Here is a 22416-nt window from a genome sequence, read left to right as displayed (position 1 = left end):
ATTCTTTTGATGTCTCAAAAGAGGGATATACGAATTTGCTATTAAAAAGTTCCAAACACAGTGGTGATTGCAAAAGTATGGTAGAGGCACGTCGTGCCTTTTTAGAATGCAATCATTATAAACCTTTACAAGATGCACTTATTGAGTTGCTAAAAGAAAAACAACCTCAGATAATAGTGGATGCTGGGTGTGGAGAAGGGTATTATACCAATACCATTGCTGAACATTTGAACAGTGAATTATATGCTTTTGATATGAGTAAAAATGCTTTACGTTATGCAGCAAAACGCACCAATATAGTTCATTATTTTTTAGCTAGTATTTTTCAATTACCAATTCATGATCATTCTGTTGATGTGATTTTGAATATCTTTGCACCTAGTGCGACAAACGAATTCAAACGAATTTTAAAAAAAGAGGGAATTCTTATCAAAGTTGATCCAGGTAGTGATCACTTATGGGAGTTAAAAGATTTATTATATGAAAAGGCATATAAAAACGAAGAAAAACAATTAAATGAATTTACAGTCTTAGATACAAAAGAGATAAAATACACACTTTCTTTAACAAATAAAGAGCTGTTAAATTTGTATGAAATGACACCATATAGTTTTAAAACAGCGAAAAGTGCAAAAGAAAATCTTATCATGGTGAATAATTTTGATGTCACAATACATTTTATTTTATATACTTATCAAGGATAAATCATAAAAACGATATTATTTTTCTTATATTTTTGATATAATGCTAATGCAGTTTTACTTTGAGAGAGGTGGATATATATGTTTGATTCATTAACAAACCGTTTAAATAAAGCGTTTAAAAATATTACTGGTAAAGGAAAATTATCAGAAAAAAATATGGATGATATGCTGAAAGAAGTGCGAATGTCACTTTTGGAAGCTGATGTTAATTATAAAGTCGTTAAAGATTTCATTGCTAATATCAAAGAAAAAGCTCTTGGAACAGAAGTGATGGATTCATTAGACCCATCACAGATGGTTGTAAAAGTTGTACGCGATGAACTTGTTTCTTTATTAGGTGAAAGTGAGAGTCCTTTAAATTTTAAAGAAGAGGGAATCACAACAATCATGATGGTAGGGCTTCAAGGGACTGGGAAAACAACAGCATCTGCTAAAATATCAAATGTTTTAGTAAAGAAGAAAAATCGAAAAATCTTACTTGCTGCATGTGATGTTGTTCGTCCTGCTGCCATTGAACAATTACAAACATTAGGAAAAGAAATTAATGTAGAAGTTTATAGCGAAGGTATTGAAGTCGATGCCCTTACAACTGCTAAAAACGCTTTACAGTACGCAAAAGATCATGCATATGACACTGTATTGTTTGATACAGCAGGTCGTTTACATATCGATGAGCAATTAATGCAAGAATTAGAAGATATTAAGAAAGTAGTAAAACCTGATGATATCTTATTAACGGTTGATGCCATGACAGGGCAAGATATTGTAAATGTTGCACAATCTTTTCATGAGCGCCTTGATGTTACTGGATTGGTTCTTACAAAGCTTGATGGTGATGCTCGTGGTGGGGGAATCCTATCTGTTCGTGCTATTACTAATGTTCCAGTAAAATTTGTTGGTTTAGGAGAGAAAATTGATGATTTAGATATTTTCTATCCTGATCGTATGGCTGAACGTATTCTAGGTATGGGTGACCTTATGACATTGATTGAGCAAGCTGAGGCCAAAATGGATAAAGATGCAGCTGAAAAAAGTGCTCAACGAATGATGGATGGAAAATTTGATTTAAATGATATGCTTGTTCAATTAGAACAAGTTAACAAAATGGGCTCAATATCAAAAATTATGAAATTGATTCCTGGAATGGGTCAAATGGCAGGAAATATGGATGAGTTGAAAACAGATAATAAATTAAAATCATCTAAAGCGATGTTACAAAGTATGACAGCTTATGAAAGAGAACATCCAGATGTGATTCGTTCAAGTCGAAAAAAACGTATTGCTATGGGAAGTGGAACACAAATAAGTGATGTAAACCGATTGCTATCACAATTTGAAAAAACAAAACAGATGATGGTGCAAATGGCTAGAATGCAACAAAATGGCTCTATGCCAGATATGAATGCACTTGCTAATCCTAATGCGATGCAACCGCAAATGGGTGGAAAAAAGAAGTTCAAATCAAAACTTAAAAAACGTCGATAAGCATCAAATATTGACAATTTATACATTTTTATTACAATTAAAGAGAAAAAAAGGAGATACTTATGTTACAATCTAACGAACTAAAACCAGGGGTAACAATTCAACATGAAGGAAATATTTATGTTGTTTTAGATTATTCTCATAATAAAACAGCACGTAGTGCAACTACAATCAAAGCAAAAGTAAGAAACTTACGTACTGGATCAAATGTTGAATTGAGCTTTGGAAGTGGAGATAAAATTCAACCAGCTCATATTGATAAAAAAGAAATGCAATATTTATATGATGCAGGAGAAGCATTGATGTTTATGGATACATCAACTTATGAACAAGTGGAAGTTCCTAAAACAAATATTGAATGGGAAATGAATTTTCTAAAAGAAAATGACAATGTTACCTTAACCATGTTTGAAGGAGAAATCTTAGGTTTATTATTACCAGACAAAGTGGCATTACAAATTGTTGAAAGCGAGCCTGCAGTAAAAGGTGACACAGCAACAAATGCACAAAAAAATGCTGTCTTAGAAACTGGATATACTGTTCGTGTTCCATTATTTATTGGACAAGATGAAGTTATTTTAGTTTCTACATCGGATGGAAAATACGCAGGAAGAGCTTAATTAGAAAACACTCTTATTTCTAGAGTGTTTTTTTCTTATTTAGTAGGTTTTTCATATAGATTTTGGTATAATGTTAAAGATGGAGGTTTCGATATGGGTGAAAATTCTAGAGTTAAAAAATATGAGGATTTAAGAAATTCAATTGATCAAAAAAATGATGATCAAGAAATTGTGCAACAAGCACTTGAAGGGTTGGAAAGAAAATCTTCAAATCAAATGGAGGAAACATATTCTCCGTCACACAAAAGAGAAACTAAGAGTAGTCATCTTGTTGAAGAAACAGGTGAATTTAAAAACGAATACTTGGATAGTTTCATCCAAGAAGTCCGTGAATATAATATGAAAAAAGGAGTTCGTGAAAATGAAGATACTCGCTTAGATATATTACAGCAACTCTCTGCAAAACAAAGAGAAAAGCGGGCTTCATATATGGAAAAAGTTGAAGCTGAAAAGGATGTACTACCAACAGATATAGAAAAAGATGTTCTTATCGAACCAGAACATAAGCAAGTAGAAGAAATCATAGTTGAAGATAAACCAATTTATCATGATGAAAACAATCATGAAGATGCTATGGCAACAACGCGTGAAATTGCAAAACAAGTGCAAGAACTATTGGCACAAGAAAACCTGTTACAAGAAAAGCCTATTGAAGTAGAAAAAGATGAAACATCTGATATAAATGTAATAGACGAAGTAAAGGACACGACTCCTATCCAATCAGTAAATGATACACTTGTTGCTGAACAACAAGCGCTTGAAAATGATAATTTTGAAGAAATGGATGTTAATGATTCAACATCTGCTTCGCTATCCAATGAGCAACTATTTGAAGAAACTTTAAAACTGAGAACACAATTAGATGAATATGAAGAAGAATTAACTTCTCTTAATGATGGTGTAGGAAAAAATAATCGTTTATTAAATATTATTATCAGTGTGTTGATTTTCATGTTGCTTGCAGTTATTGGAATCGTTGTTTATTGGCTAATTAGTGGAGGAATCATTTAATGATTAACATTGCTATTGATGGGCCTAGTGCCGCGGGGAAAAGTACCATTGCAAAGTTATTAGCAAAGAAATTAAAATATGTACATTTAGATACAGGAGCAATGTATCGTTGTTGTGCCTATGCTAGTTTATATTATGGAATTGATTTGAATGACACAAAAAGATTGGAAGATATGATGAATGAAATTACGATTTCTTTTTCTAATGAGGGCCATATTCTTTTAAATGAAATTGATGTAAATGATAAAATACGAACGAATGAAATTAGTATGCGCACAAGCAGTATTGCTCAACTTCCATTCGTTCGTGAAAAACTCGTGCATATTCAACAAAACATTGCACAATCAAAAGGTTTTGTTCTTGATGGTCGTGATATTGGTACCGTTGTATTGCCGGATGCGGATATTAAAATATTTCTTGTTGCTTCTGTTGAAGCTCGTGCAAAAAGACGTTATCAAGAATATGAAAATCAAAACATTGATGTGGATTATGAAGATATTTATAAAGATATAGAGAAACGTGATTTTCAAGATATAAACCGGAAGATATCACCTTTAAAAAAAGCTGATGATGCTGTTGAAATTGATACTTCAACATTATCAATTCAACAAGTTCTAGATAAAATTTTAGAAGTGATTAAGAAAAAAGAAAAGGAATGAAAACTATATGATTAGTGGAATAACAGCTATTGTTGGACGCCCAAACGTTGGTAAATCAACCGTTTTTAATCGAATTATTGGTGAGAGAAAATCAATTGTAGAAGATACTCCTGGAGTAACTAGAGATCGTATCTATGGAAAAGCTGAATGGCTTACAAAAGAATTTAGAATCATCGATACTGGGGGTATTCAATTAGAAAATCAACCATTTAAAGAAGAAATACAAATGCAGGTAGAGATTGCCTTAGAAGAAGCTGACTCTATCATTTTTGTAGTTAGCGGAATTGATGGAGTTACAAAAGATGACGAATACATTGCCAGTCTTTTGCGAAAAACACAAAAACCAATCATCTTAGCTGTTAATAAAATCGATGATACTCAATTACAAGCTAATGTTTACGAATTTTATAATTTAGGAATAGGAGATCCTATTGCTGTAAGTGGTGTACATGGGATTGGAATTGGTGATATTTTAGATGCTATTATGGATTCTTTTAAATCAGTTAAACATAAAGAATATGAAAACATGACTAGCTTTTGTGTTATTGGTAGACCAAATGTTGGTAAATCAAGTCTTGTAAATGCAATTTTGCAACAAGATCGTGTAATTGTATCAAACATTGAAGGAACCACAAGAGATGCTGTTGATACACCTTTTAAGCAAAACAATAAAAATTACGTTGTCATAGATACTGCTGGAATTCGAAAACGCGGAAAAATATATGAGAATATTGAAAAATATTCTATTTTGCGTGCTATGAGTGCTATCGAAAGAAGTGATGTAGTTTTGGTTGTTCTTGATGGGGAAGCAGGCATTCGTGAACAAGATAAACATGTTGCAGGTTTTGCTCATGAAGCTGGAAAAGGTGTTATCCTTGTTTACAATAAGTGGGATACAGTAAATAAAGATGAAACTACTATGAATAAGATTGAAAAAGAAATTTACACAGAATTTCAATACTTATCATATGCACCAATTGCTTTTGTGTCCGCACTCAACAACCAACGTATCCAAACCTTATTGCCATTAATTGATGAAGTTCATGAAAATTCGTTATTACGTATTCCTACTAATGTAATCAATGAGGTTATTTTAGATGCACAACTGATTACTCCGCCTCCTACTCATAAAGGGTTGAGGTTGAAAATATATTATGCTTCACAAGTAAATGTTGGTCCGCCAACATTTGTACTATTTGTGAATAATCCTGATTTGCTACATTTTTCATATCGACGTTTTTTAGAAAACCGTTTACGTGAAACATTTAACTTTACAGGAACTACAATACGTATTATCGCTCGTGCTAGAGAGCGTTAGGAGGGAAAGTATGAAAGTATCAATTATTGGAAGTGGAAGCTGGGGAACTGGGATTGCTCAAGTCTTAGCTGATAATGGTATAGATGTTACCATATGGGGGATTGAAGAAAGTCAAATTATTGACATTAATGAACATCATCAAAATAGTTTCTTTTTTAAGGGTGTTACCTTAAATCCAAATATAAAAGCTTCAACAGATATTGAAATTGTTAAGGGTAGCGATATTGTTGTTTTAAGTGTTCCAACGATTGCAATCGAAGATGTTTGTAAACGCATCACACCATACTTGAAAAAGAAAACAATTATTGTAAACACATCAAAAGGATTTCATCCTAAAACAAATAAAAGAATGTCTGAAGTCATTAGGGAAACAATTCCTGAAAGTAAATTAAGCAGTGTTGTATCTTTAATCGGACCATCACATGCAGAAGAAGTTGTTCAAAGAATTTTAACTACAGTTAGTGCTGTTTCTTTAAATGAGGAAGATGCAAAAATTGTACAACGAGAATTTTCAAATGAATATTTTCGTATATATACAGGAAGTGATGAAATTGGTAGTGAAGTTGGAGTTGCCTTAAAAAATGCAATTGCCGTTGCAAGTGGTGTATTATCTGGAATTGGATATGGAGATAACACTAGAGCTGCCTTAATTACCCGTGGATTAAATGAAATGATACGTTTTGGAATGTTCATGGGTGGTAAAAGAGAAACATTCATGGGATTAACTGGAATAGGGGATCTAATTGTAACTTGTACTAGTCCTCATTCTCGTAATTTCCAAGCAGGTTATGAAGTAGGTAAAGAAAATAGCGCTGATATCTTTTGGGATAAAAATAAAAATACTGTAGAAGGAGTTCGTACTGCAAAGGTCGTTCATGAAATTGCCACAAAAAATAATATCGATATGCCAATCATCAACGAAACTTATAAAATTCTTTATGAAGGCAAAGAACCAAAAACAAGTGCAAAAGATCTTATGCTAAGAGAATTAAAGGCAGAATAGTTAAATGAATGCTTTCTCAAGATCACAAATGCTATTGGGCAATGATGGTATTAAGAAATTAAACAAGTCACATGTTGCTATATTTGGAGTTGGTGGCGTTGGTGGAAATTGCATTGAAACATTAGTTCGCAGTGGAGTAGGGGAGATTACTATTATTGACAATGATACTGTTAGTTTAACTAATTTAAACCGTCAAATTATTGCTCTTCATTCAACGCTTAATCAATATAAAGTAGATGTCATGAAAAAACGGTTATTAGATATCAATCCTGATGTTGTCGTTCATACATATAAAACATTTGTATTAGAAGATACCATTGATACCTTTGATTTTCATACGTTTGATTATATTGTAGATGCCATTGATACTATTAGTGCTAAAATATTATTAATTGAAAAAGCAAAAACCTTAAATATTCAAATAATTAGTTCCATGGGTACAGGAAATAAGTTGGATCCATCCAAACTAGAAATTTGTGATATATCCAAAACATCATATTGTCCCTTAGCAAAAGTTATGCGACGAGAATTAAAAAAACGACATATAAACAAAGTGAAAGTACTAGCATCTTCTGAAAAGCCTATAAAGCCCTTTGAGAGCAATGAAACAAGCTCAAGAAAGCAAATACCAGGTAGTGTTGCTTTTGTCCCTAATGTGGCTGGAATCATGATTGCTGGGGAAGTTGTTTTAGATTTAATGAAAGTATAAAAAAAGCTTAATATTCCTATTAAATTGGTTGCTTTTTAAAGTTGTGAGTAATATAATGTATTTAGATGTTCGGAGGTATAAGATATGGAAACATTAAACAAAAAAGCGTTGGCTGAAGTATTGGCCGAAAAAATTGGAGTAACTAAGAAAGATGCAACTACTGCTGTTGAAACAGTTTTCGAAGAAATTACTAATGCTGTAGCAAAAGGTGGAAAAGTTGATATTTCTGGTTTTGGTAAATTTGAAGTAGTTGAAAGAGCTGCTCGCCAAGGGGTTAACCCAGCAACTGGTGAAAAGCTTCAAATCGCAGCTTCTAAAGCACCAAAATTCAAAGCAGCAAAAGCATTCAAAGAAGCAGTTAAGTAAAAGTAGTTACATTTAAAAATAATTATAAATAGAAAAACAGTTATCACTTTTAAAAGTAGGTAACTGTTTTTTTATTAATTAAACCCTTTCATATTCTGATTATAAATATACTTTACTTCGCATAATGTATATTATGTAATTTTTATATATACTAAATTATCATATTTAAGGCTTCCAATACCATTGTCCATCATCTGTACGTTCTAAAAAACCATATTCTATTAAATACCTTCTCAATGTGACATAATCATCATATATTGACTCTAAAAACATATTGATCTCTTTCTCTGTATATTTTTTATCATCGCATAGTTGTTCAGCAATCCTCTTTAATACAACAACTTTTTGTTTTTGTTTTGCCGGAAACACTTTCATTCTAAGTTTAGGGTCAAATTCAAATACCTTATTCAAAATTTCTTGTTCTTCTTTTAGTGTTGTTAAATAGCGATCATCAACCATTCTCGCGCTTTGATGTATATCAATGTACGCTTTAAAGTCTTTCGCGTCCGCTGAGAGCTCGTATATAGCCAATAAAACTTTGGCTTGCCGTGCTTTTTCTTTTAATTGATAACGTTGCTGGCGAACCGTTGACAATGATGTCTTAGTTAATTCCGAAATTTCTTTATCTGTTTTTTTTGCTGCAAAGTATGAAAGCATTCTTTTTTGAACGCTACTAAGCATATTCTGTTTTTTATCAAGTTCTAATAATTCATATAAAACACTATTGTGCACATCATGTATATGATTTTTAACCATTGCCTTAGCATCATAAAAACGATCTTCATGCTTATAAATTTCACCATTTTGAAATTCTTCATCACAAAAAATACATTTATAACTATTATCACATAATTCATATCCATTCTTTAAATCTTTCAGAGTTAAATTATCTATATTTTTCATATTTATTCTCCTTTGTCATTATATATAAACAATATCATAATATGTTTATATATTCAATTAATTTTACTTATTTTGTCTATATTATTTTATATCGAATAATAGATTAATATAAAAAAATGCAAATCACAATATTATGTTAATCGATTTGCATTTGGTGATTTTATATATTATTGAAAAAATTATTTTTGTTTTTTCCCTCTTGGATGCGCTTGTAAATAAGCTTCTTTCAATCTAGATGTTTGCACATGTGTGTATATTTGTGTTGTTGCTATATCACTATGTCCCAACAACTCTTGAACACTTCGTAAATCGGCTCCCCCATTCAACAAATGTGTTGCAAAACTATGTCGGAAACTGTGTGCTGAAATTTTATTATTTAAATCTAAATCGATAAGTTTTTGCTTGATTATTTTATGAACATATTGACGATTCAATTTATTTCCAAGATGATTCACAAATACAAAAGGTAAATTTTTCTTATTCCATTTTACTCGAACATTTTCAATATAGATTTGTAAATACCGCTTTGCAATATCATTAATTGGGACCATTCGTTCTTTTGAACCTTTCCCCATACAACGAAGAAAACCTTGTTGAAGGTGCAATTGATTTAATTTCATATCGCATACTTCACTAACACGCAATCCACAACCATACATCAATTCAATAATGCAATGGTGATACATACCAATATCATCTTGATCATCAAAAGAGCCTAAAAACATCTCTATATCGCTTTCATTCATAAAATTTGGAAGTTTTTTTCCTTTTTTACTTAATTTTAGAAATAAAGCAGGATTCGCAATTTGTGTGTAATTATAAGTGATATAATTATGAAAATTACGAATAGAAACCACCATTCTATTAATTGAATTTGTTTTTTTCGATTGTGATTCATGTAAAATAAAAGCTTCAATCTTAGAATAATCGATCGCTTCTAATTCATTGACACCTTGTTCTTGTAAATATTTTTCATATTGCAAAAGATCATTCTTATAATTATCAATCGTTGTTAATGCTTTTTGATCAATAACACTAATATAATGAATATAATTTTCGATACCTTCTTTAATTTTCATCTTATCACCTATTTATAGTATATCATTTTCCATCTTTATCTAATAATGAAGATGCATAAACAAGGGGCTTCCCAACAATTTCTTTATTCAATTCTTCTAATACATCAACGTTGTTTGAAGACGGTTTACTTGTTTGAAATAAAGATAGTTGATCTATTCTTTCTTTATCCGATTGCAAACTTCCTAATCCAATTCCTAGATGACGAATCGGAAGTTCTTCTGCATGTTCATCAAAAAGTGAAATTGCATTTTCATACAATTTATCTGAATCGTTTGTATATCCTTCTAAATTGATTGAACGAACTACATTTCGAAAATCAAAATAACGAATTGATAAAGATATTAATTTCCCACTAATTGATTTGGTTTTTGCTCGTTCTGCTAAACTTTGTGCCAATCTCCTCAGTATTTGGGTTATTTCTGTATAATCTTCAACATCATGGTTAATTGTTGTTGATTGTGAAATAGATTGTACAGTATGTGAAAAATTGATTTCATCACTACTATTTCCTTGAATTTGCTGTAATACCTGATATGCCTGTTTACCAAGATATTGATGGACGACACCTTGATTTTCTTCTTTTAAAAGATCCCCAATTGTTTCAATGCCATTTTTCACTAACAATGGCGCAGTTTTTTTTCCAATCCCCAGCATATCACGGATAGGAAGGTTCCAAAGTTTATTACTTACTTCTTGTTTTCGAATAATATATATTCCCATTGGTTTATATCGATCTGAAGCCATTTTCGCAAGAAATTTTGTAGGAGCTATACCAATACTACACTTTAGTTTTAACTCTGAACGTAGTTTTTGTTGAATTTCCCATGCCAAATCAAGTGGACGCTTATAATTCTTTATCACTTCACTCATATCAACATAACATTCATCTATACTTGCTACTTCTACAAAAGGTGAATAGGTTTTTATAAATGCAAAGAATTTTTTGGATAACATCCGATAATACTCATGATCCCCTTCAACAACAACAAGATCTGGACATTTTTTATAAGCCTCATGTAAAGGCATAGCAGCATGTACTCCATAAGCTCTTGCTTCATAGGATGCAGTACACACAACACTTCGCTTAGATAAACCACCAACGACTACTGGTTGTCCTTCTAGTGCGCTATTTCGCAATACCTCTGCACTTGCATAATATGCATTTAAATCTATATGAAATATTACCTTCGCCATGTTGTCACCTCCTTTTAGTTATGAAAAATGACACATTATATCATGTGTCATTTCGACATGAATCATAAAGCTCACGAGCTGCATTTAAAGCCTGCTCACTATTAGAATTACTAGCGATAGAAGCTAGCTCATGAATACGCTCTTGTTCATCTAACTGATGAATAGAGCTAATAGTCTTTCCATCTTTTTCTTCTTTTTCAACTAGATAATGATAATCTCCCCATGCAGCAACAGGAGCTAGATGAGTAATAGAAAATACTTGTGTATCGTTTGCTAATTTTTTCATCTTTTTCCCTATTGCATATGCTACATTTCCACTTACTCCTGTATCAATTTCATCGAAGACAATTGTTTGAATATGCTGTAACTTACTAAAAATCACCTTTAAGCCTAACATCAAACGTGATAATTCCCCACCAGAAATAACCTTTGCTAGTGGTCTTAAATCTTCACCACGATTCATCGAAATATAAAACTCTACTTGATCAATTCCATAACGACTATCATTTTCTTTGAAATCGATTTTGAAATCAGCATTTTCTAAATGCAAATCATGAAGTTCTTCTTTTATCTGTACCTCTAATATCTTAGCAGCTTTTTTACGCTTTTCTCGCATCTTAACAGATACTTCATAAAATTCATTATATGCTTTATCGATATTTTTTTTCTTTTCTTCAATTACCTTATCGCGATCTTTCATACGACTTATTTTAGTTTGAATCTCATCTGCTTTTTTTAAAACATCATCCCATGAATTCCCATGTTTTCTAATTAACTTATTAATCTCGTATAATCGCTCTTGTACTTGATTAAATCGATCTTCATCATACTCCAAAGAATTTGTATATTGTTTTAACTCTTCAAAACGCTCTTCTACAATATAATAAGCATTTATAAACTCTTCTTTTACTTTTTGAACTGTATCATTTTCAATTTCATCCAACTCTTTTTGTAATGTGTAAAGATTTTCATAATTACTGGACTCTATCAACTGTATTGCGTTTTGCAATTTTGATGATATTTTTTCAAAAGAACCCATTTCCTTTTGAATTTGTTCCAGCTCTTCAATTTCACCATCTTTTACATCCAATGTATCAATCTCTTGCAACTGGAATTGGTAAAATTCTAAATCATCTAAATTAAATTGTTCTTCCAAAATTTCTTCTAGTTCTTTTTGATAATCACGATATTTTTGATATGCTGATTTTACGTTATGTAAAAGCTCAAAATCATTTGTGAAACTATCCAATAAAGATAAGTGGTTTTTACTATTTAATAAATACTGTGAATCATGTTGCGAATGAATGTCAATAATATCACTTAATATTTCTTTTACTAATGATACTGTACAAACACGTCCGTTTATACGAGCTACGCTTTTTCCATCCTTAGCAAACTCACGAGAAATAACAATATATTCATCTTCAACCTCATATCCAGCCTCTTTTAAAACAAAATAGCTTGGATGAGAATTAGAAATATCAATCATCGCTTCAATAAACGCCTTCTCAGCGCCTTTTTGAATATAGGAAGAAGAAACCCTAGCACCACACAAAATCGACAGTGCATCGATGAATAACGACTTCCCTGCCCCTGTTTCTCCTGTGAAACATGAAAAAGATGAATGAAAATCTAAATGAAGTTCATCAATTAAAACAAAATTCTTCACATACATATTTCGTATCATTCTTTTTCCTCCTATTCTATTCACTTATTATTCTTGTAATATCAAAATCCTTACTATGCAATTCACTATCTAAATAAACAAGATATTCTTGATTTCCTGTACGTCCTTGAATACTAGCTTTTTTTATCCCTCTAATCCCCAAGCGATAATTCTTAAATATAGCTATATAATCATTTAATAAGCGTTTGTGAATACGTTTATCACGTACCACTCCTTGCTTGTTCAAATATTCTTTACCTACCTCAAATTGAGGCTTAATAAGCACCATCAATTGATAAGGTGTTTCCAAAATTGAAAGTAATTGTGGTAATATCAAATTTACTGAAATAAAAGATACGTCGATACACACAAAATCAATTTTTTCTTCAAACATATTCTTATCTAAATAACGGGCATTTACTCCCTCCAAATTTTTAACTCGACTATCGTTTCTTAAATGTGGAACTAACTGATCATGCCCAACATCTACAGCATAAATATATTTAGCTCCTTGACGTAAACAAACATCACTAAACCCTCCAGTAGAGGCACCAATATCTAAGACTACTTTATCTTGTAATGAAATATCAAACGCCACAAGTGCATCAAATAATTTCAATCCTGCTCGAGATGCAAAATCATATTTCTTTTTTTGAACTTCAACATGATCTCCATCTTGAACTTGATAACTAGGTTTAGATATTATTTTTCCATTTACTAAGACATATCCATCCTTAATATAATCTTGTGCTTGTGAGCGAGTATTTAAAAATTCGTTTGTTATCAAATATACATCTAAACGCATGTTAAGATATAACCTTTATAATTTCATCAAACAATGTATTAATATCAATTTTTTCTGATTTGCGAAGTTGTGGTATTGATCCATGAGTTACAAAATGATCCTGGATTCCAAAACGAATTACATCTTTGGTAATATGATGATCATTTTTAAATTCCAAAATAGCACTTGAAAAACCTCCAGCTAGCATATCGGTTTCGTAAACTATAAGAGGAATATCACTATTTAACACACCTTTCAACATCTTAGCATCTAGTGGTTTAATAAACCGAGCATTGATAACCGCAATATTTATTTCATTCACTTTTGCTTTTTGAATAATTTTCTCTACATCATTTCCATATGCAATTACAATTGCTTCTACATTCTCACTATAATCCCAACGTGTCCAAGTTCCTATTTCAATAGATTCAAATGGTTTTGGTTTATACTCAACGGTTCCTCGAGGAACGCGAATAAGCCAAGGTTTGGTATTTTGAAACGCTGTAAATAACATATTTCTTGCCTCATCTGCATTCATTGGCTGCGTAATGATAAGATTTGGAATACTCCGTAAAGCTGAAATATCAAATACACCATGGTGAGTATCACCATCTTCACCAACAATACCTGCACGATCTACACCAATCACAACAGGTAAATTCATCCTTGCTATATCATGATTAATCTGATCATACGCTCTTTGTAAAAACGAAGAATACACATTTATAAATGGACGTTTCCCATTCAATGCCAAAGCTGCAGAAAAAGTTAATGCATGTTCTTCCGCTATTCCACAATCAAAAAAACGACCTGGATATAATTTTGCAAACTTATCCAATTTTGCACCACTACTCATAGCTGGAGTAATCGCTAAAATCTCTGGATTTTCACTTGCTAGTTCAATTAACGCTTCTGATAAAACACTACTCCAATCAAGATGATTAAATGGTACAGCACTTAAAGATTGTCCAGTTTCCACATTAAACTTTCCAACACCATGCCATTTTCCACTGTGATCACACTCTGCAAATTCATAGCCTTTTCCTTTGGTTGTAATCACATGTACAACAATCGGTCCATTATGATGTTGAACTGCTTCAAAAACCTTTACAAGTTCTTTTAAATCATGACCATCTACTGGTCCAATATAATCCAATCCAAATTCATCAAAAAATGAAGAATCAACTACCGTATTTTTAATATTGTTTTTAATATTACGCATGGAATCCAATAATACATTACCAACTTTATTATGAGAAAGATAACTAGATAGATCCTTTTTCAACCCTGTATATCCTTTGCTAGAACGTAACCGTGTATAAACATGAGACATTGCACCAACATTTTTTGATATCGACATTTCATTATCATTAAAAACGATAATCATCTTACGATTTTCACTACCAATTTGATTTAATGCTTCAAAACTCATACCGCTAGATAGTGCACCATCGCCAATAATTGGTAGCACCTGAAAATCATCCTTATTCAAGTCTCTAGCAACAGCAAAACCTAACGCTGCACTCAAAGATGTAGAAGAGTGTCCTGCTTCCCAAGGGTCATGTTCACTTTCATAGCGTTTTTGAAATCCTGACATTCCTCCATATTGACGTAGGGTTGGAAAATCTTTAGCTCTTCCTGTAAGTATCTTGTGAATATAAGCTTGATGTCCTACATCAAAAATGAATTTATCTTTTGAGGAATTAAATACATAGTGCAAAGCAAGCGTTAATTCAACAACCCCCAAATTACTTGATAGATGTCCGCCTGTCTTTGAGATGGAATCAATTAAAAAAGCCCGGATATCTTCACTTAAGACTTCCAGTTCATTTATATTCAAATTTTTAATATCCTGTGGACTTTTTATATCTAATACATTCATAAACTACTCCTTATTTTTTCCGATCAAGTAACCCTTCTAACTCTTCAATGAGCGGAAACTTATCAATCATCATCGTATCAAGAAGCTTTTTGGTCTCTTCTAATAATTCTTGAATAATTTCATTACATCGTTCACTTCCCAATAAAGAAGCATATGTAACTTTATTATTTTTTGCATCGCTGTTTTGATCTTTTCCAATTTCAGCACTTGTTGCATGAATATCTAACAAATCATCTTGTATTTGAAATATCAACCCAACATTATTACCAACCTTTAACCAAATGTCTTTATCTCCATAATGATCAGCTACAATACTTGCAGCAACAAAAGATAAGACAATAAGTTTAGACGTTTTATATAAGTTGATTTCTTTCAATTCATCAAGTGTAGTATCACGATTTACATTCGCAATATCCAATTCCTGGCCATGGATCATACCACTTAAACCTGATGCCTTAACAAATTCTTCAACCATTAAATGATTTGCTTGTACTCCTTCACAAGCACAATTTGCATAATGAAAAGCTTCACTCAATAATGCATCTCCTGCCAAAATTGCAATATCTTCACCATATTTTATATGACATGTTGGAACGCCACGACGAAGTGTATCGTTATCCATCGCTGGAAGATCATCATGAATTAAAGAATATGTATGAATCATTTCAATTCCGATAGCAGCATTAACTCCTTTATCTTGTGAAATTCGATAAGCATCTAAAGTTGCAAACAATAAGTTTGGACGAAATCTTTTTCCACCACTCATCAAAGCATATTGTGCAGCTTCTTTTACTTTTCCTTCAGGCAAGTGAGCTAAACTAGTACTAAGTTTTTCTTCAATATTAACTTTCTTCATGTTCTGTATCCCCCTCATAAGTTTCCATCAGCGTTGTAACTTGCTCTTCAAATTTTTTAAGCTGTGAATCACAAGTTTTTACTAAATGCAAACCTTCTTCAAACAATGTAATTGCTTCCTCTAATTCTACATCGTTTTGTTCTAACTGTGAAACAATATAATCCAAGCGATCCATTGATTCACGAAAACTCTTATTTGATTCCATAAACTACTCCCCCTTCACTTCAGCATCAATGATACCATCCTGAAGTCTTATTTTTATTAAATCAGTCTTTTTCACATCATTTTTACTACGGACAATTTGTCCATTCTCATGACTTGTAATACTATATCCACGCTTTAAAATATGCAATGGGCTATATGCATCCAACAACGAAATATTTCGTTGTAAACGTTCTTTGTTTTGATCAATATATTTAGTAGTAATCGTTACCATCTGTTGTTTCATCTGTTCTAATTGATGTTGCTGTCTTTGAAAATAAACTTCACTATGACGCAAACGATTAACTATCATTTTTAAATGCATTTTTTCCTCTTTAAACAATCCATCTGGATGTGTAAAAAAAGGTTTTTCTTTATAATACATAAACTGTGAACGTTCGCCTTCTAATAAACTAGTAATACTTGATATCAAATTACGTCCCTGTAAGTTCAAACGTTCTCTCACATCTTTTATATTAGGAGTTACAAGTTCTGCCGCTGCACTTGGTGTAGCAGCACGTGCATCGCTTACATAGTCAACTAGTGTCGTATCAACCTCATGGCCAACCCCACTTACTACACATGTTTTCATTGCATAAATTTCGCGAGCTAACATTTCATCGTTAAAACACCATAAATCTTCCATACTTCCACCGCCGCGAACCAAAAGAATGATATCATGATGGCGCACATCAGCAATCTTCAAATTACGAATCAAGTCTTTAGCTGCACTTTCTCCTTGTACCAGACTTGGATACAAAGTCAACTTCGCAATTGGCCAACGCCTTTCAAATATAGAAAGAACATCCTGAATTGCTGCCCCAGTTTTTGCACTGATAATACCAACATTCATTGGATAGGAAGGCAATTGTTTTTTTTGTTCAATTGCAAACAACCCTTCTTCATGCAATTTTTTCTTCAACTTTTCAAAAGCTAAATATAAATCACCCAAGCCATCACTTTGAATCTTTGTAACATATAATTGAATGCTTCCCTGTGGTTCATACATTGATACACTACAAGTAATAATAACCTTCATTCCTTCTTGTAATGTTAAATTTAGTTTTGAAGCACTCGTGCGAAACATAACACAATTCATTTTCGTATCATTATCTTTTAATGAAAAATATAAATGTCCACTGCGATGATGAGTGAAATTACTAATTTCACCACTTACCATCAATGAACGTAAACGCATATCATTTTCAACCGATTGCTTTAAATAGCGCACAAGTGAACTAACGCTGATTACACTCATAACTTATCTAAAACTCCATTAATAAGCTTATATGTATCATCATCACAATATTTCTTTGCTAAAACAATAGCTTCATCAATAACGATTTGTCGCTGTGCTGTTTCAAAATCCAATTCACATAATGCAATCGTTAAAATTGCTTGTTCAATATAACCCAAGCGTTCAAACGTCCAATCTCCTTTTAATACTCGATCAATGCGTTCTTTATAAACATCTAAATTACTAGATGCATCAATCGTAATTGTATATAAAAAGGGACTGATATCATTTCCTATTTTTTCATTTTCCAAAAGTATTCTTTTAATATCTTTATCTAATAAGAAACTTTGGTAAAGACTTGTCATTGCAAGTTCTCTAGTTTCATGACGATTCATATAAAACTCCTTATCCATACATTAAGTATTTTATCACAAATGTAACATTATTAATATGCATTTTTTGGTAAAAAAAAGAATAGTTTTTCCTATTCTTTAAAATCAAATCCACTTACCTTAATATCTATTTCATCTGCTTCAATATCACACATATGTTTGATATTATCATAGATATTATGTTGCAAGCTAGCACAGACTTCCTGAACATTTGTATTGTACTTCACCTTAATATTTACTAAAATGTTTAATCTGTCATTTACAACCTTTGCAACAATGCTGTTTTTAAACGGAGCAGAATCTGCAAGTTCAACACGCTTATCTTCTTCTACACAAATAAGTGCAATTGATGAAAAAACATTTGTACTTAATGCTACTACACCATTTTCTTTTGTATTCATTGCTATATATTCTTGTGCCATTATTATCACCATCCTTATTTATTATACCATAATTTTATGAAAATATATCCTTAATCATAGAATGTAATTCATCACGATAACCATCACGATAATGTTCAAAATCCTTATAACTGATTACCCGTTCTTCTAACTCATCTAAGAAAGAAGAAAAACATTTGTTTAAATCCTCCATTTTTGAATTATGAACGATTCGAATTGTATTTAAAATACACAAACCTTGGGCAAACAATTCTAAGCAATCACTTCTTGTACGCTCAGCATCCTCTAAAGAAAGTTTAGAAAATCTATTTTCAAATGTTTCTTCTTTAACAAATGAACTTTTTAAAACATTTAAGAATAATTTAAAATCTTCTGCATTATTCCCTGGCTCAATTGCAAACAAAATTCTAAAAAATACAAACCATTCATAATCAATATTCATTTTTCCTAACAAATAGTTTCCTAATACTTCGTGAAATGGATCTTCACTAACAAAACATGACTCCATTTCAATAGAGTGTTCAAAATCAATTTCTTCGTTATTCAAACGACTAAACAATTGCAATAAACTTACAATTTGTGCATCATCTTTTGAATGTTGGATATTCTTTTTAAAAATATACTGGCCTAAAATATTTGAAGTATCTCTGATATCAATAGAAAAACCTATTGCTTTCCTCAGTTTTTCAGCACATAAATCATTAATCGCTTTAGAAATTAAATCCTCAAACGAAATTCGATTCATAAAGCTTGTTGAAACATTATAATCGCTCCCCATTGCATCATGGATAATATGTAATTGTCGATCAACGATTGTTAAATTGGCCTTAATTGAAGATAACAAATCTTTCATAACATAATCATATGCCATATAGTTTGTGTTCTTATACACTAACTTATGTTCAATATCACCCCAAAATGAATTTACTAGTGATTTAATTTGAAGTTCGAAATTCACCTTATGGGTTCCTGTATCATAATATCCATCAATACGATAAATCGCAAATCCATTCTTTTGTGATTGGGGTTGATGAGGAACCATATCAAGTGCAATATGAGGGAATTTTTCACATGTTGAAAATCCATCCTCTTTCTCAATTGTAAAATATTCTTTTAATTCACGATACACTTTAAATTCTTCATCTATGAAACGACAATCAATTTTTAACCCAATTAAATCACTTAGATTAGCTAAAATATCTTCTGGTGTATCATATCTTAAATAGTATTGATTTCGAATTATTTTTTCTTTTAAACTATCACTCTCTTTAATTCTTGTTGTAATATCCATAGCGATTTCACGATCTAAAATCGATAAGAGTGTATATTTTAATTCTTTTCTAATAACCTGGTATTCTTCTCTATTTCTTTCTAACAAAGTAATCGTCGCATCAATTTTATCAAATAACTCTAATTTCATATTAATGACCCCTAACTTGTTTTACATCTTTTGCTAATTGCTTAATTAATTCATCAACAGAACCAAACTTCAATTCATCACGAAGATACTGTGAAAATATAATTTTTATCTCGTGATGATAGATATCTTGATCAAAATCTAAAATATTAGCTTCTATAGAAATATCTTTACGAAAATTCAATGTTGGGTTATGTCCTACATTAATCACAGCTAAATGCGTTTTACCATCTACTTCCACATAGCCTTTATAAACCCCAATTTTAGGAATAACATAATTATCATCTATTTGTAGATTCGCAGTTGGATAACCCAATTTATGCCCTACTCGCCTACCATGTATAACCATACCTTCCATTGTATAATCTTCACCTAAACATTCTTTAGCAAACTCCATATCGCCATCTTTAATTGCTTCTTCGATACGTGATGTAGATATTTTTTGACCATGGATGAGTACAGTATCGCAGACAATTGTGTTTAAATGTTGGGTTAGATATGTTATATCACCAGAATTTTTCTTAGCATAACGGAAATCTTCTCCTGCTATAATCGTTTGAATATTAAGGCTTTTCAGCAAATCTACAAATTCTTCTTTTGTCAAAGATGCCATCGTTTTATCAAAATGCAGCAAATAACATCGTTCAATGCCATAAGCACTTATTTTTTCCAAACGCTTTTTAACTGGCGTCACATTTTCGATATATTTCTCATTTTTTAAAACTATCCATGGATCTTCATGAAAAGTTATACATGCTGATGAAAATTTTTTATCACGTGCTGTTTCTAATGTTTTATGAATCAATAATTGATGACCTTTATGAACACCGTCAAAAAAACCTATACATGCGACTGATGGTTCCTTTACAATTTCTTTATGATTTGCATATACATTGATTATTTCCATTACCATAAACCTCTTACACTCTTGAACACCATATCATTCACACGTTCATAAATAGCATAGCACTTTTGCTCGTGTGTGATACATACCCGATTAGATTGGGTATCTAAATGAATCTTTTTTCCATGGAGTACATCTGTGATTGGTGAATATTCAATTTTTTCAAAATGATCCAACATTTCATCAATCGAATGAACGTTCACATTATCTAATGAAAGCGTTTCTAGCTCTTGTGCCTCCTTTAGATGAAAGCGTCCAACCTTTGTTCTTACCAAAGAAGACATACATCCTAAATTATTTGTTTTCTTAGCAATATCTACACACAAAGAGCGAATATATGTTCCACTGCTACAATGCGTACGAAATTTTAATTGTTCATCATCCAATGATTCTATATCATATATCTCAACCTCACGAATTGGCAATTCTACATCTTCTCCATTTCGTGTATATTCATATAACTTTTTACCATTGACCTTAATACTTGAAATTCGTGGTGGAGTTTGTTTTATTTTTCCTTTAAATGAAGATAGAACCGTTTTAAAATCTTCAATTGGAATAATTGCTTTTTTATCAAGCACCTCATCCCATATATCATCACTTAATGTCTGTATCCCTAGCTTCATAGTTGCTATGTATTCTTTATCTACATCTTCTATAAAAGGTAAAATTTTAGTTGCTTTTCCCACCAATACCAAAAGCACCCCTGTGGCATTAGGATCCAAGGTTCCAGTGTGTCCAATTTTCTTTGTTTTTAATATTTTCCGTAAACGAAACACAACATCATGACTTGTCATTCCTGCAGGTTTGTTAACAACAATAATTCCATCCATTGTAATCACCTTTTGTATTATAACATTTTCTAATTCTCTATGCTATAATATGGAACAGGAGAAATACATGAAAAAGATTTTAAAATACATTCGCAAAGCTGATGAAGATTATCATTTGATTGAAAATGGAGATACCATCGCCATTGGTGTATCAGGTGGTAAAGATTCTATGGTACTTTTAAAAGCACTTCACGAATATCAAAAATTTGACCATAAACACTTTCAAATTCTTGCTATCCATTTAAAAATGGGGTTTCCCAACATGGATATGAGTGACATTCAAGCCTTTTGTACTACATCTTCTATTCCCTATCATGAAGAAGATGTACCTATATATGAAATTTTAACACATTATCAAAAAACAGATGGTCGTTTGGACTGCAGTCGTTGTTCAAATTTAAAACGTGGGGCTATTGTCAATGTAGCAAAAGAAAAACATTGCAATAAAATCGCATTTGCTCATCATGGAGATGATGCAGTTGAAACTTTTTTATTAAATGCAATTTACAGTGGTAAGGTGTCCACATTTCAACCTAAAATACATTATGAAGATAATGATATAACGTTTATTAGACCGCTTATCTATGTACATGAAAAGGATATTATAGCTAATGTGAAAGCCAATGAAATCCCTATTGTTGAAAGTACTTGTCCACAAGATGGGTATAGCAAACGTGAAGATATGAAAAAATTGCTAAAACAGCTATATGATACTTATCCAGAAGCAAAAAACAACTTACTTAACATGTTATCCAACGGTACTGTTCAATTGTGGAAGAAGGAGAAATAAT

At 31.6% G+C, this 22416-nt stretch carries 24 protein-coding genes; 10 read left to right on the top strand and 14 right to left on the bottom strand.

Annotation, left to right across the window (positions count from 1 at the left end; all coding sequences use genetic code 11):
• Positions 1–77: 77 nt before the first annotated feature.
• The 9 genes from M2475_RS01370 (at position 78) to M2475_RS01330 (ending at position 7875) form a co-directional block, all read left to right on the top strand.
• On the top strand, positions 78–704 hold the full coding sequence (locus tag M2475_RS01370; protein ID WP_277489114.1) for a methyltransferase domain-containing protein: 627 nt from the start codon (positions 78–80) through the stop codon (positions 702–704).
• Between the two features lie 78 nt (positions 705–782).
• Complete coding sequence (gene ffh / locus M2475_RS01365) at positions 783–2189, top strand: signal recognition particle protein (RefSeq protein ID WP_277489113.1); 1407 nt, start codon at positions 783–785, stop codon at positions 2187–2189.
• 62 nt (positions 2190–2251) lie between these two features.
• Positions 2252–2809, top strand: coding sequence for an elongation factor P (efp, locus tag M2475_RS01360; protein ID WP_277489112.1), 558 nt, complete (start codon positions 2252–2254; stop codon positions 2807–2809).
• Between the two features lie 93 nt (positions 2810–2902).
• Positions 2903–3820: a hypothetical protein gene (locus M2475_RS01355; protein WP_277489111.1), complete on the top strand. Its 918-nt coding sequence runs from the start codon at positions 2903–2905 to the stop codon at positions 3818–3820.
• Positions 3820–4479: a (d)CMP kinase gene (gene cmk / locus M2475_RS01350; RefSeq protein ID WP_277489110.1), complete on the top strand. Its 660-nt coding sequence runs from the start codon at positions 3820–3822 to the stop codon at positions 4477–4479. The genes M2475_RS01355 and cmk overlap by 1 nt, the downstream gene beginning before the upstream one ends.
• A 7-nt stretch (positions 4480–4486) precedes the next feature.
• Positions 4487–5797, top strand: a complete 1311-nt coding sequence (der, locus tag M2475_RS01345; RefSeq protein WP_277489109.1) for a ribosome biogenesis GTPase Der — start codon at positions 4487–4489, stop codon at positions 5795–5797.
• 10 nt (positions 5798–5807) lie between these two features.
• Positions 5808–6800 carry an NAD(P)H-dependent glycerol-3-phosphate dehydrogenase gene (locus tag M2475_RS01340; protein ID WP_277489108.1) on the top strand — a complete coding sequence of 331 codons (993 nt, stop codon included), beginning with the start codon at positions 5808–5810 and terminating at the stop codon, positions 6798–6800.
• Between the two features lie 4 nt (positions 6801–6804).
• Positions 6805–7509, top strand: coding sequence for a tRNA threonylcarbamoyladenosine dehydratase (locus M2475_RS01335; protein WP_277489106.1), 705 nt, complete (start codon positions 6805–6807; stop codon positions 7507–7509).
• Positions 7510–7593: 84 nt separating this feature from the next.
• Positions 7594–7875 (top strand): HU family DNA-binding protein, encoded by a 282-nt coding sequence (locus M2475_RS01330; protein WP_277489105.1) that lies wholly within the window; start codon positions 7594–7596, stop codon positions 7873–7875.
• 165 nt (positions 7876–8040) lie between these two features.
• On the opposite strand, the gene M2475_RS01325 is transcribed toward M2475_RS01330, so the two are convergent.
• The 14 genes from M2475_RS01325 to truB form a co-directional block, all read right to left on the bottom strand.
• Positions 8041–8778, bottom strand: a complete 738-nt coding sequence (locus M2475_RS01325) for a DUF2087 domain-containing protein (protein ID WP_277489104.1) — start codon at positions 8776–8778, stop codon at positions 8041–8043.
• A gap of 179 nt (positions 8779–8957) precedes the next feature.
• The gene (locus tag M2475_RS01320; protein WP_277489103.1) at positions 8958–9857 is read right to left on the bottom strand and encodes a tyrosine recombinase; all 900 of its coding nucleotides are present in this window, start codon (positions 9855–9857) and stop codon (positions 8958–8960) included.
• A gap of 22 nt (positions 9858–9879) precedes the next feature.
• Positions 9880–11052: a DNA polymerase IV gene (dinB, locus tag M2475_RS01315; protein WP_277489101.1), complete on the bottom strand. Its 1173-nt coding sequence runs from the start codon at positions 11050–11052 to the stop codon at positions 9880–9882.
• 40 nt (positions 11053–11092) lie between these two features.
• Entirely contained in the window at positions 11093–12739 is a 1647-nt protein-coding gene (recN, locus tag M2475_RS01310; RefSeq protein WP_277489100.1) for a DNA repair protein RecN, read from the bottom strand.
• A gap of 16 nt (positions 12740–12755) precedes the next feature.
• On the bottom strand, positions 12756–13523 hold the full coding sequence (locus tag M2475_RS01305) for a TlyA family RNA methyltransferase (RefSeq protein WP_277489098.1): 768 nt from the start codon (positions 13521–13523) through the stop codon (positions 12756–12758).
• A gap of 1 nt (position 13524) precedes the next feature.
• The gene (gene dxs / locus M2475_RS01300) at positions 13525–15384 is read right to left on the bottom strand and encodes a 1-deoxy-D-xylulose-5-phosphate synthase (protein ID WP_277489097.1); all 1860 of its coding nucleotides are present in this window, start codon (positions 15382–15384) and stop codon (positions 13525–13527) included.
• A 10-nt stretch (positions 15385–15394) separates the two neighbouring features.
• A complete protein-coding gene (locus M2475_RS01295) occupies positions 15395–16240 on the bottom strand; it encodes a polyprenyl synthetase family protein (protein ID WP_277489095.1) in 846 nt (281 codons plus the stop codon).
• A complete protein-coding gene (gene xseB / locus M2475_RS01290; protein WP_277489094.1) occupies positions 16227–16445 on the bottom strand; it encodes an exodeoxyribonuclease VII small subunit in 219 nt (72 codons plus the stop codon). The genes M2475_RS01295 and xseB overlap by 14 nt, the downstream gene beginning before the upstream one ends.
• Positions 16446–16448: 3 nt before the next feature.
• The gene (gene xseA, locus M2475_RS01285) at positions 16449–17699 is read right to left on the bottom strand and encodes an exodeoxyribonuclease VII large subunit (RefSeq protein ID WP_277489093.1); all 1251 of its coding nucleotides are present in this window, start codon (positions 17697–17699) and stop codon (positions 16449–16451) included.
• A complete protein-coding gene (gene nusB, locus M2475_RS01280) occupies positions 17696–18073 on the bottom strand; it encodes a transcription antitermination factor NusB (protein ID WP_277489092.1) in 378 nt (125 codons plus the stop codon). The genes xseA and nusB overlap by 4 nt, the downstream gene beginning before the upstream one ends.
• Positions 18074–18162: 89 nt before the next feature.
• Positions 18163–18492: an Asp23/Gls24 family envelope stress response protein gene (locus M2475_RS01275; RefSeq protein ID WP_277489091.1), complete on the bottom strand. Its 330-nt coding sequence runs from the start codon at positions 18490–18492 to the stop codon at positions 18163–18165.
• A gap of 34 nt (positions 18493–18526) precedes the next feature.
• On the bottom strand, positions 18527–19891 hold the full coding sequence (locus tag M2475_RS01270) for a RelA/spoT family protein (protein ID WP_277489090.1): 1365 nt from the start codon (positions 19889–19891) through the stop codon (positions 18527–18529).
• A gap of 1 nt (position 19892) precedes the next feature.
• On the bottom strand, positions 19893–20795 hold the full coding sequence (locus M2475_RS01265) for a bifunctional riboflavin kinase/FAD synthetase (RefSeq protein WP_277489089.1): 903 nt from the start codon (positions 20793–20795) through the stop codon (positions 19893–19895).
• A complete protein-coding gene (truB, locus tag M2475_RS01260) occupies positions 20795–21625 on the bottom strand; it encodes a tRNA pseudouridine(55) synthase TruB (RefSeq protein WP_277489087.1) in 831 nt (276 codons plus the stop codon). Before truB ends, M2475_RS01265 begins: the two co-directional genes overlap by 1 nt.
• A 67-nt stretch (positions 21626–21692) precedes the next feature.
• On the opposite strand from truB, the gene M2475_RS01255 reads away from it, so the two are divergent.
• The gene (locus M2475_RS01255; RefSeq protein WP_277489086.1) at positions 21693–22415 is read left to right on the top strand and encodes an ATP-binding protein; all 723 of its coding nucleotides are present in this window, start codon (positions 21693–21695) and stop codon (positions 22413–22415) included.
• Position 22416 lies beyond the last annotated feature (1 nt).

It is taken from the genome of Breznakia sp. PF5-3, assembly GCF_029504745.1.
Classification (GTDB): domain Bacteria; phylum Bacillota_I; class Bacilli_A; order Erysipelotrichales; family Erysipelotrichaceae; genus Breznakia.
This window is presented reverse-complemented; position numbering and strand designations above follow the sequence as displayed.

Bases quoted from the DNA above. Each gene is read 5' to 3' on its own strand.
- M2475_RS01370 (WP_277489114.1), top strand. From the start codon at position 78: ATGGTAGAGGCACGTCGTGCCTTTTTAGAATGCAATCATTATAAACCT.
- ffh (WP_277489113.1), top strand. From the start codon at position 783: ATGTTTGATTCATTAACAAACCGTTTAAATAAAGCGTTTAAAAATATT.
- efp (WP_277489112.1), top strand. From the start codon at position 2,252: ATGTTACAATCTAACGAACTAAAACCAGGGGTAACAATTCAACATGAA.
- M2475_RS01355 (WP_277489111.1), top strand. From the start codon at position 2,903: ATGGGTGAAAATTCTAGAGTTAAAAAATATGAGGATTTAAGAAATTCA.
- cmk (WP_277489110.1), top strand. From the start codon at position 3,820: ATGATTAACATTGCTATTGATGGGCCTAGTGCCGCGGGGAAAAGTACC.
- der (WP_277489109.1), top strand. From the start codon at position 4,487: ATGATTAGTGGAATAACAGCTATTGTTGGACGCCCAAACGTTGGTAAA.
- M2475_RS01340 (WP_277489108.1), top strand. From the start codon at position 5,808: ATGAAAGTATCAATTATTGGAAGTGGAAGCTGGGGAACTGGGATTGCT.
- M2475_RS01335 (WP_277489106.1), top strand. From the start codon at position 6,805: ATGAATGCTTTCTCAAGATCACAAATGCTATTGGGCAATGATGGTATT.
- M2475_RS01330 (WP_277489105.1), top strand. From the start codon at position 7,594: ATGGAAACATTAAACAAAAAAGCGTTGGCTGAAGTATTGGCCGAAAAA.
- M2475_RS01325 (WP_277489104.1), bottom strand. From the start codon at position 8,778: ATGAAAAATATAGATAATTTAACTCTGAAAGATTTAAAGAATGGATAT.
- M2475_RS01320 (WP_277489103.1), bottom strand. From the start codon at position 9,857: ATGAAAATTAAAGAAGGTATCGAAAATTATATTCATTATATTAGTGTT.
- dinB (WP_277489101.1), bottom strand. From the start codon at position 11,052: ATGGCGAAGGTAATATTTCATATAGATTTAAATGCATATTATGCAAGT.
- recN (WP_277489100.1), bottom strand. From the start codon at position 12,739: ATGATACGAAATATGTATGTGAAGAATTTTGTTTTAATTGATGAACTT.
- M2475_RS01305 (WP_277489098.1), bottom strand. From the start codon at position 13,523: ATGCGTTTAGATGTATATTTGATAACAAACGAATTTTTAAATACTCGC.
- dxs (WP_277489097.1), bottom strand. From the start codon at position 15,384: ATGAATGTATTAGATATAAAAAGTCCACAGGATATTAAAAATTTGAAT.
- M2475_RS01295 (WP_277489095.1), bottom strand. From the start codon at position 16,240: ATGAAGAAAGTTAATATTGAAGAAAAACTTAGTACTAGTTTAGCTCAC.
- xseB (WP_277489094.1), bottom strand. From the start codon at position 16,445: ATGGAATCAAATAAGAGTTTTCGTGAATCAATGGATCGCTTGGATTAT.
- xseA (WP_277489093.1), bottom strand. From the start codon at position 17,699: ATGAGTGTAATCAGCGTTAGTTCACTTGTGCGCTATTTAAAGCAATCG.
- nusB (WP_277489092.1), bottom strand. From the start codon at position 18,073: ATGAATCGTCATGAAACTAGAGAACTTGCAATGACAAGTCTTTACCAA.
- M2475_RS01275 (WP_277489091.1), bottom strand. From the start codon at position 18,492: ATGGCACAAGAATATATAGCAATGAATACAAAAGAAAATGGTGTAGTA.
- M2475_RS01270 (WP_277489090.1), bottom strand. From the start codon at position 19,891: ATGAAATTAGAGTTATTTGATAAAATTGATGCGACGATTACTTTGTTA.
- M2475_RS01265 (WP_277489089.1), bottom strand. From the start codon at position 20,795: ATGGAAATAATCAATGTATATGCAAATCATAAAGAAATTGTAAAGGAA.
- truB (WP_277489087.1), bottom strand. From the start codon at position 21,625: ATGGATGGAATTATTGTTGTTAACAAACCTGCAGGAATGACAAGTCAT.
- M2475_RS01255 (WP_277489086.1), top strand. From the start codon at position 21,693: ATGAAAAAGATTTTAAAATACATTCGCAAAGCTGATGAAGATTATCAT.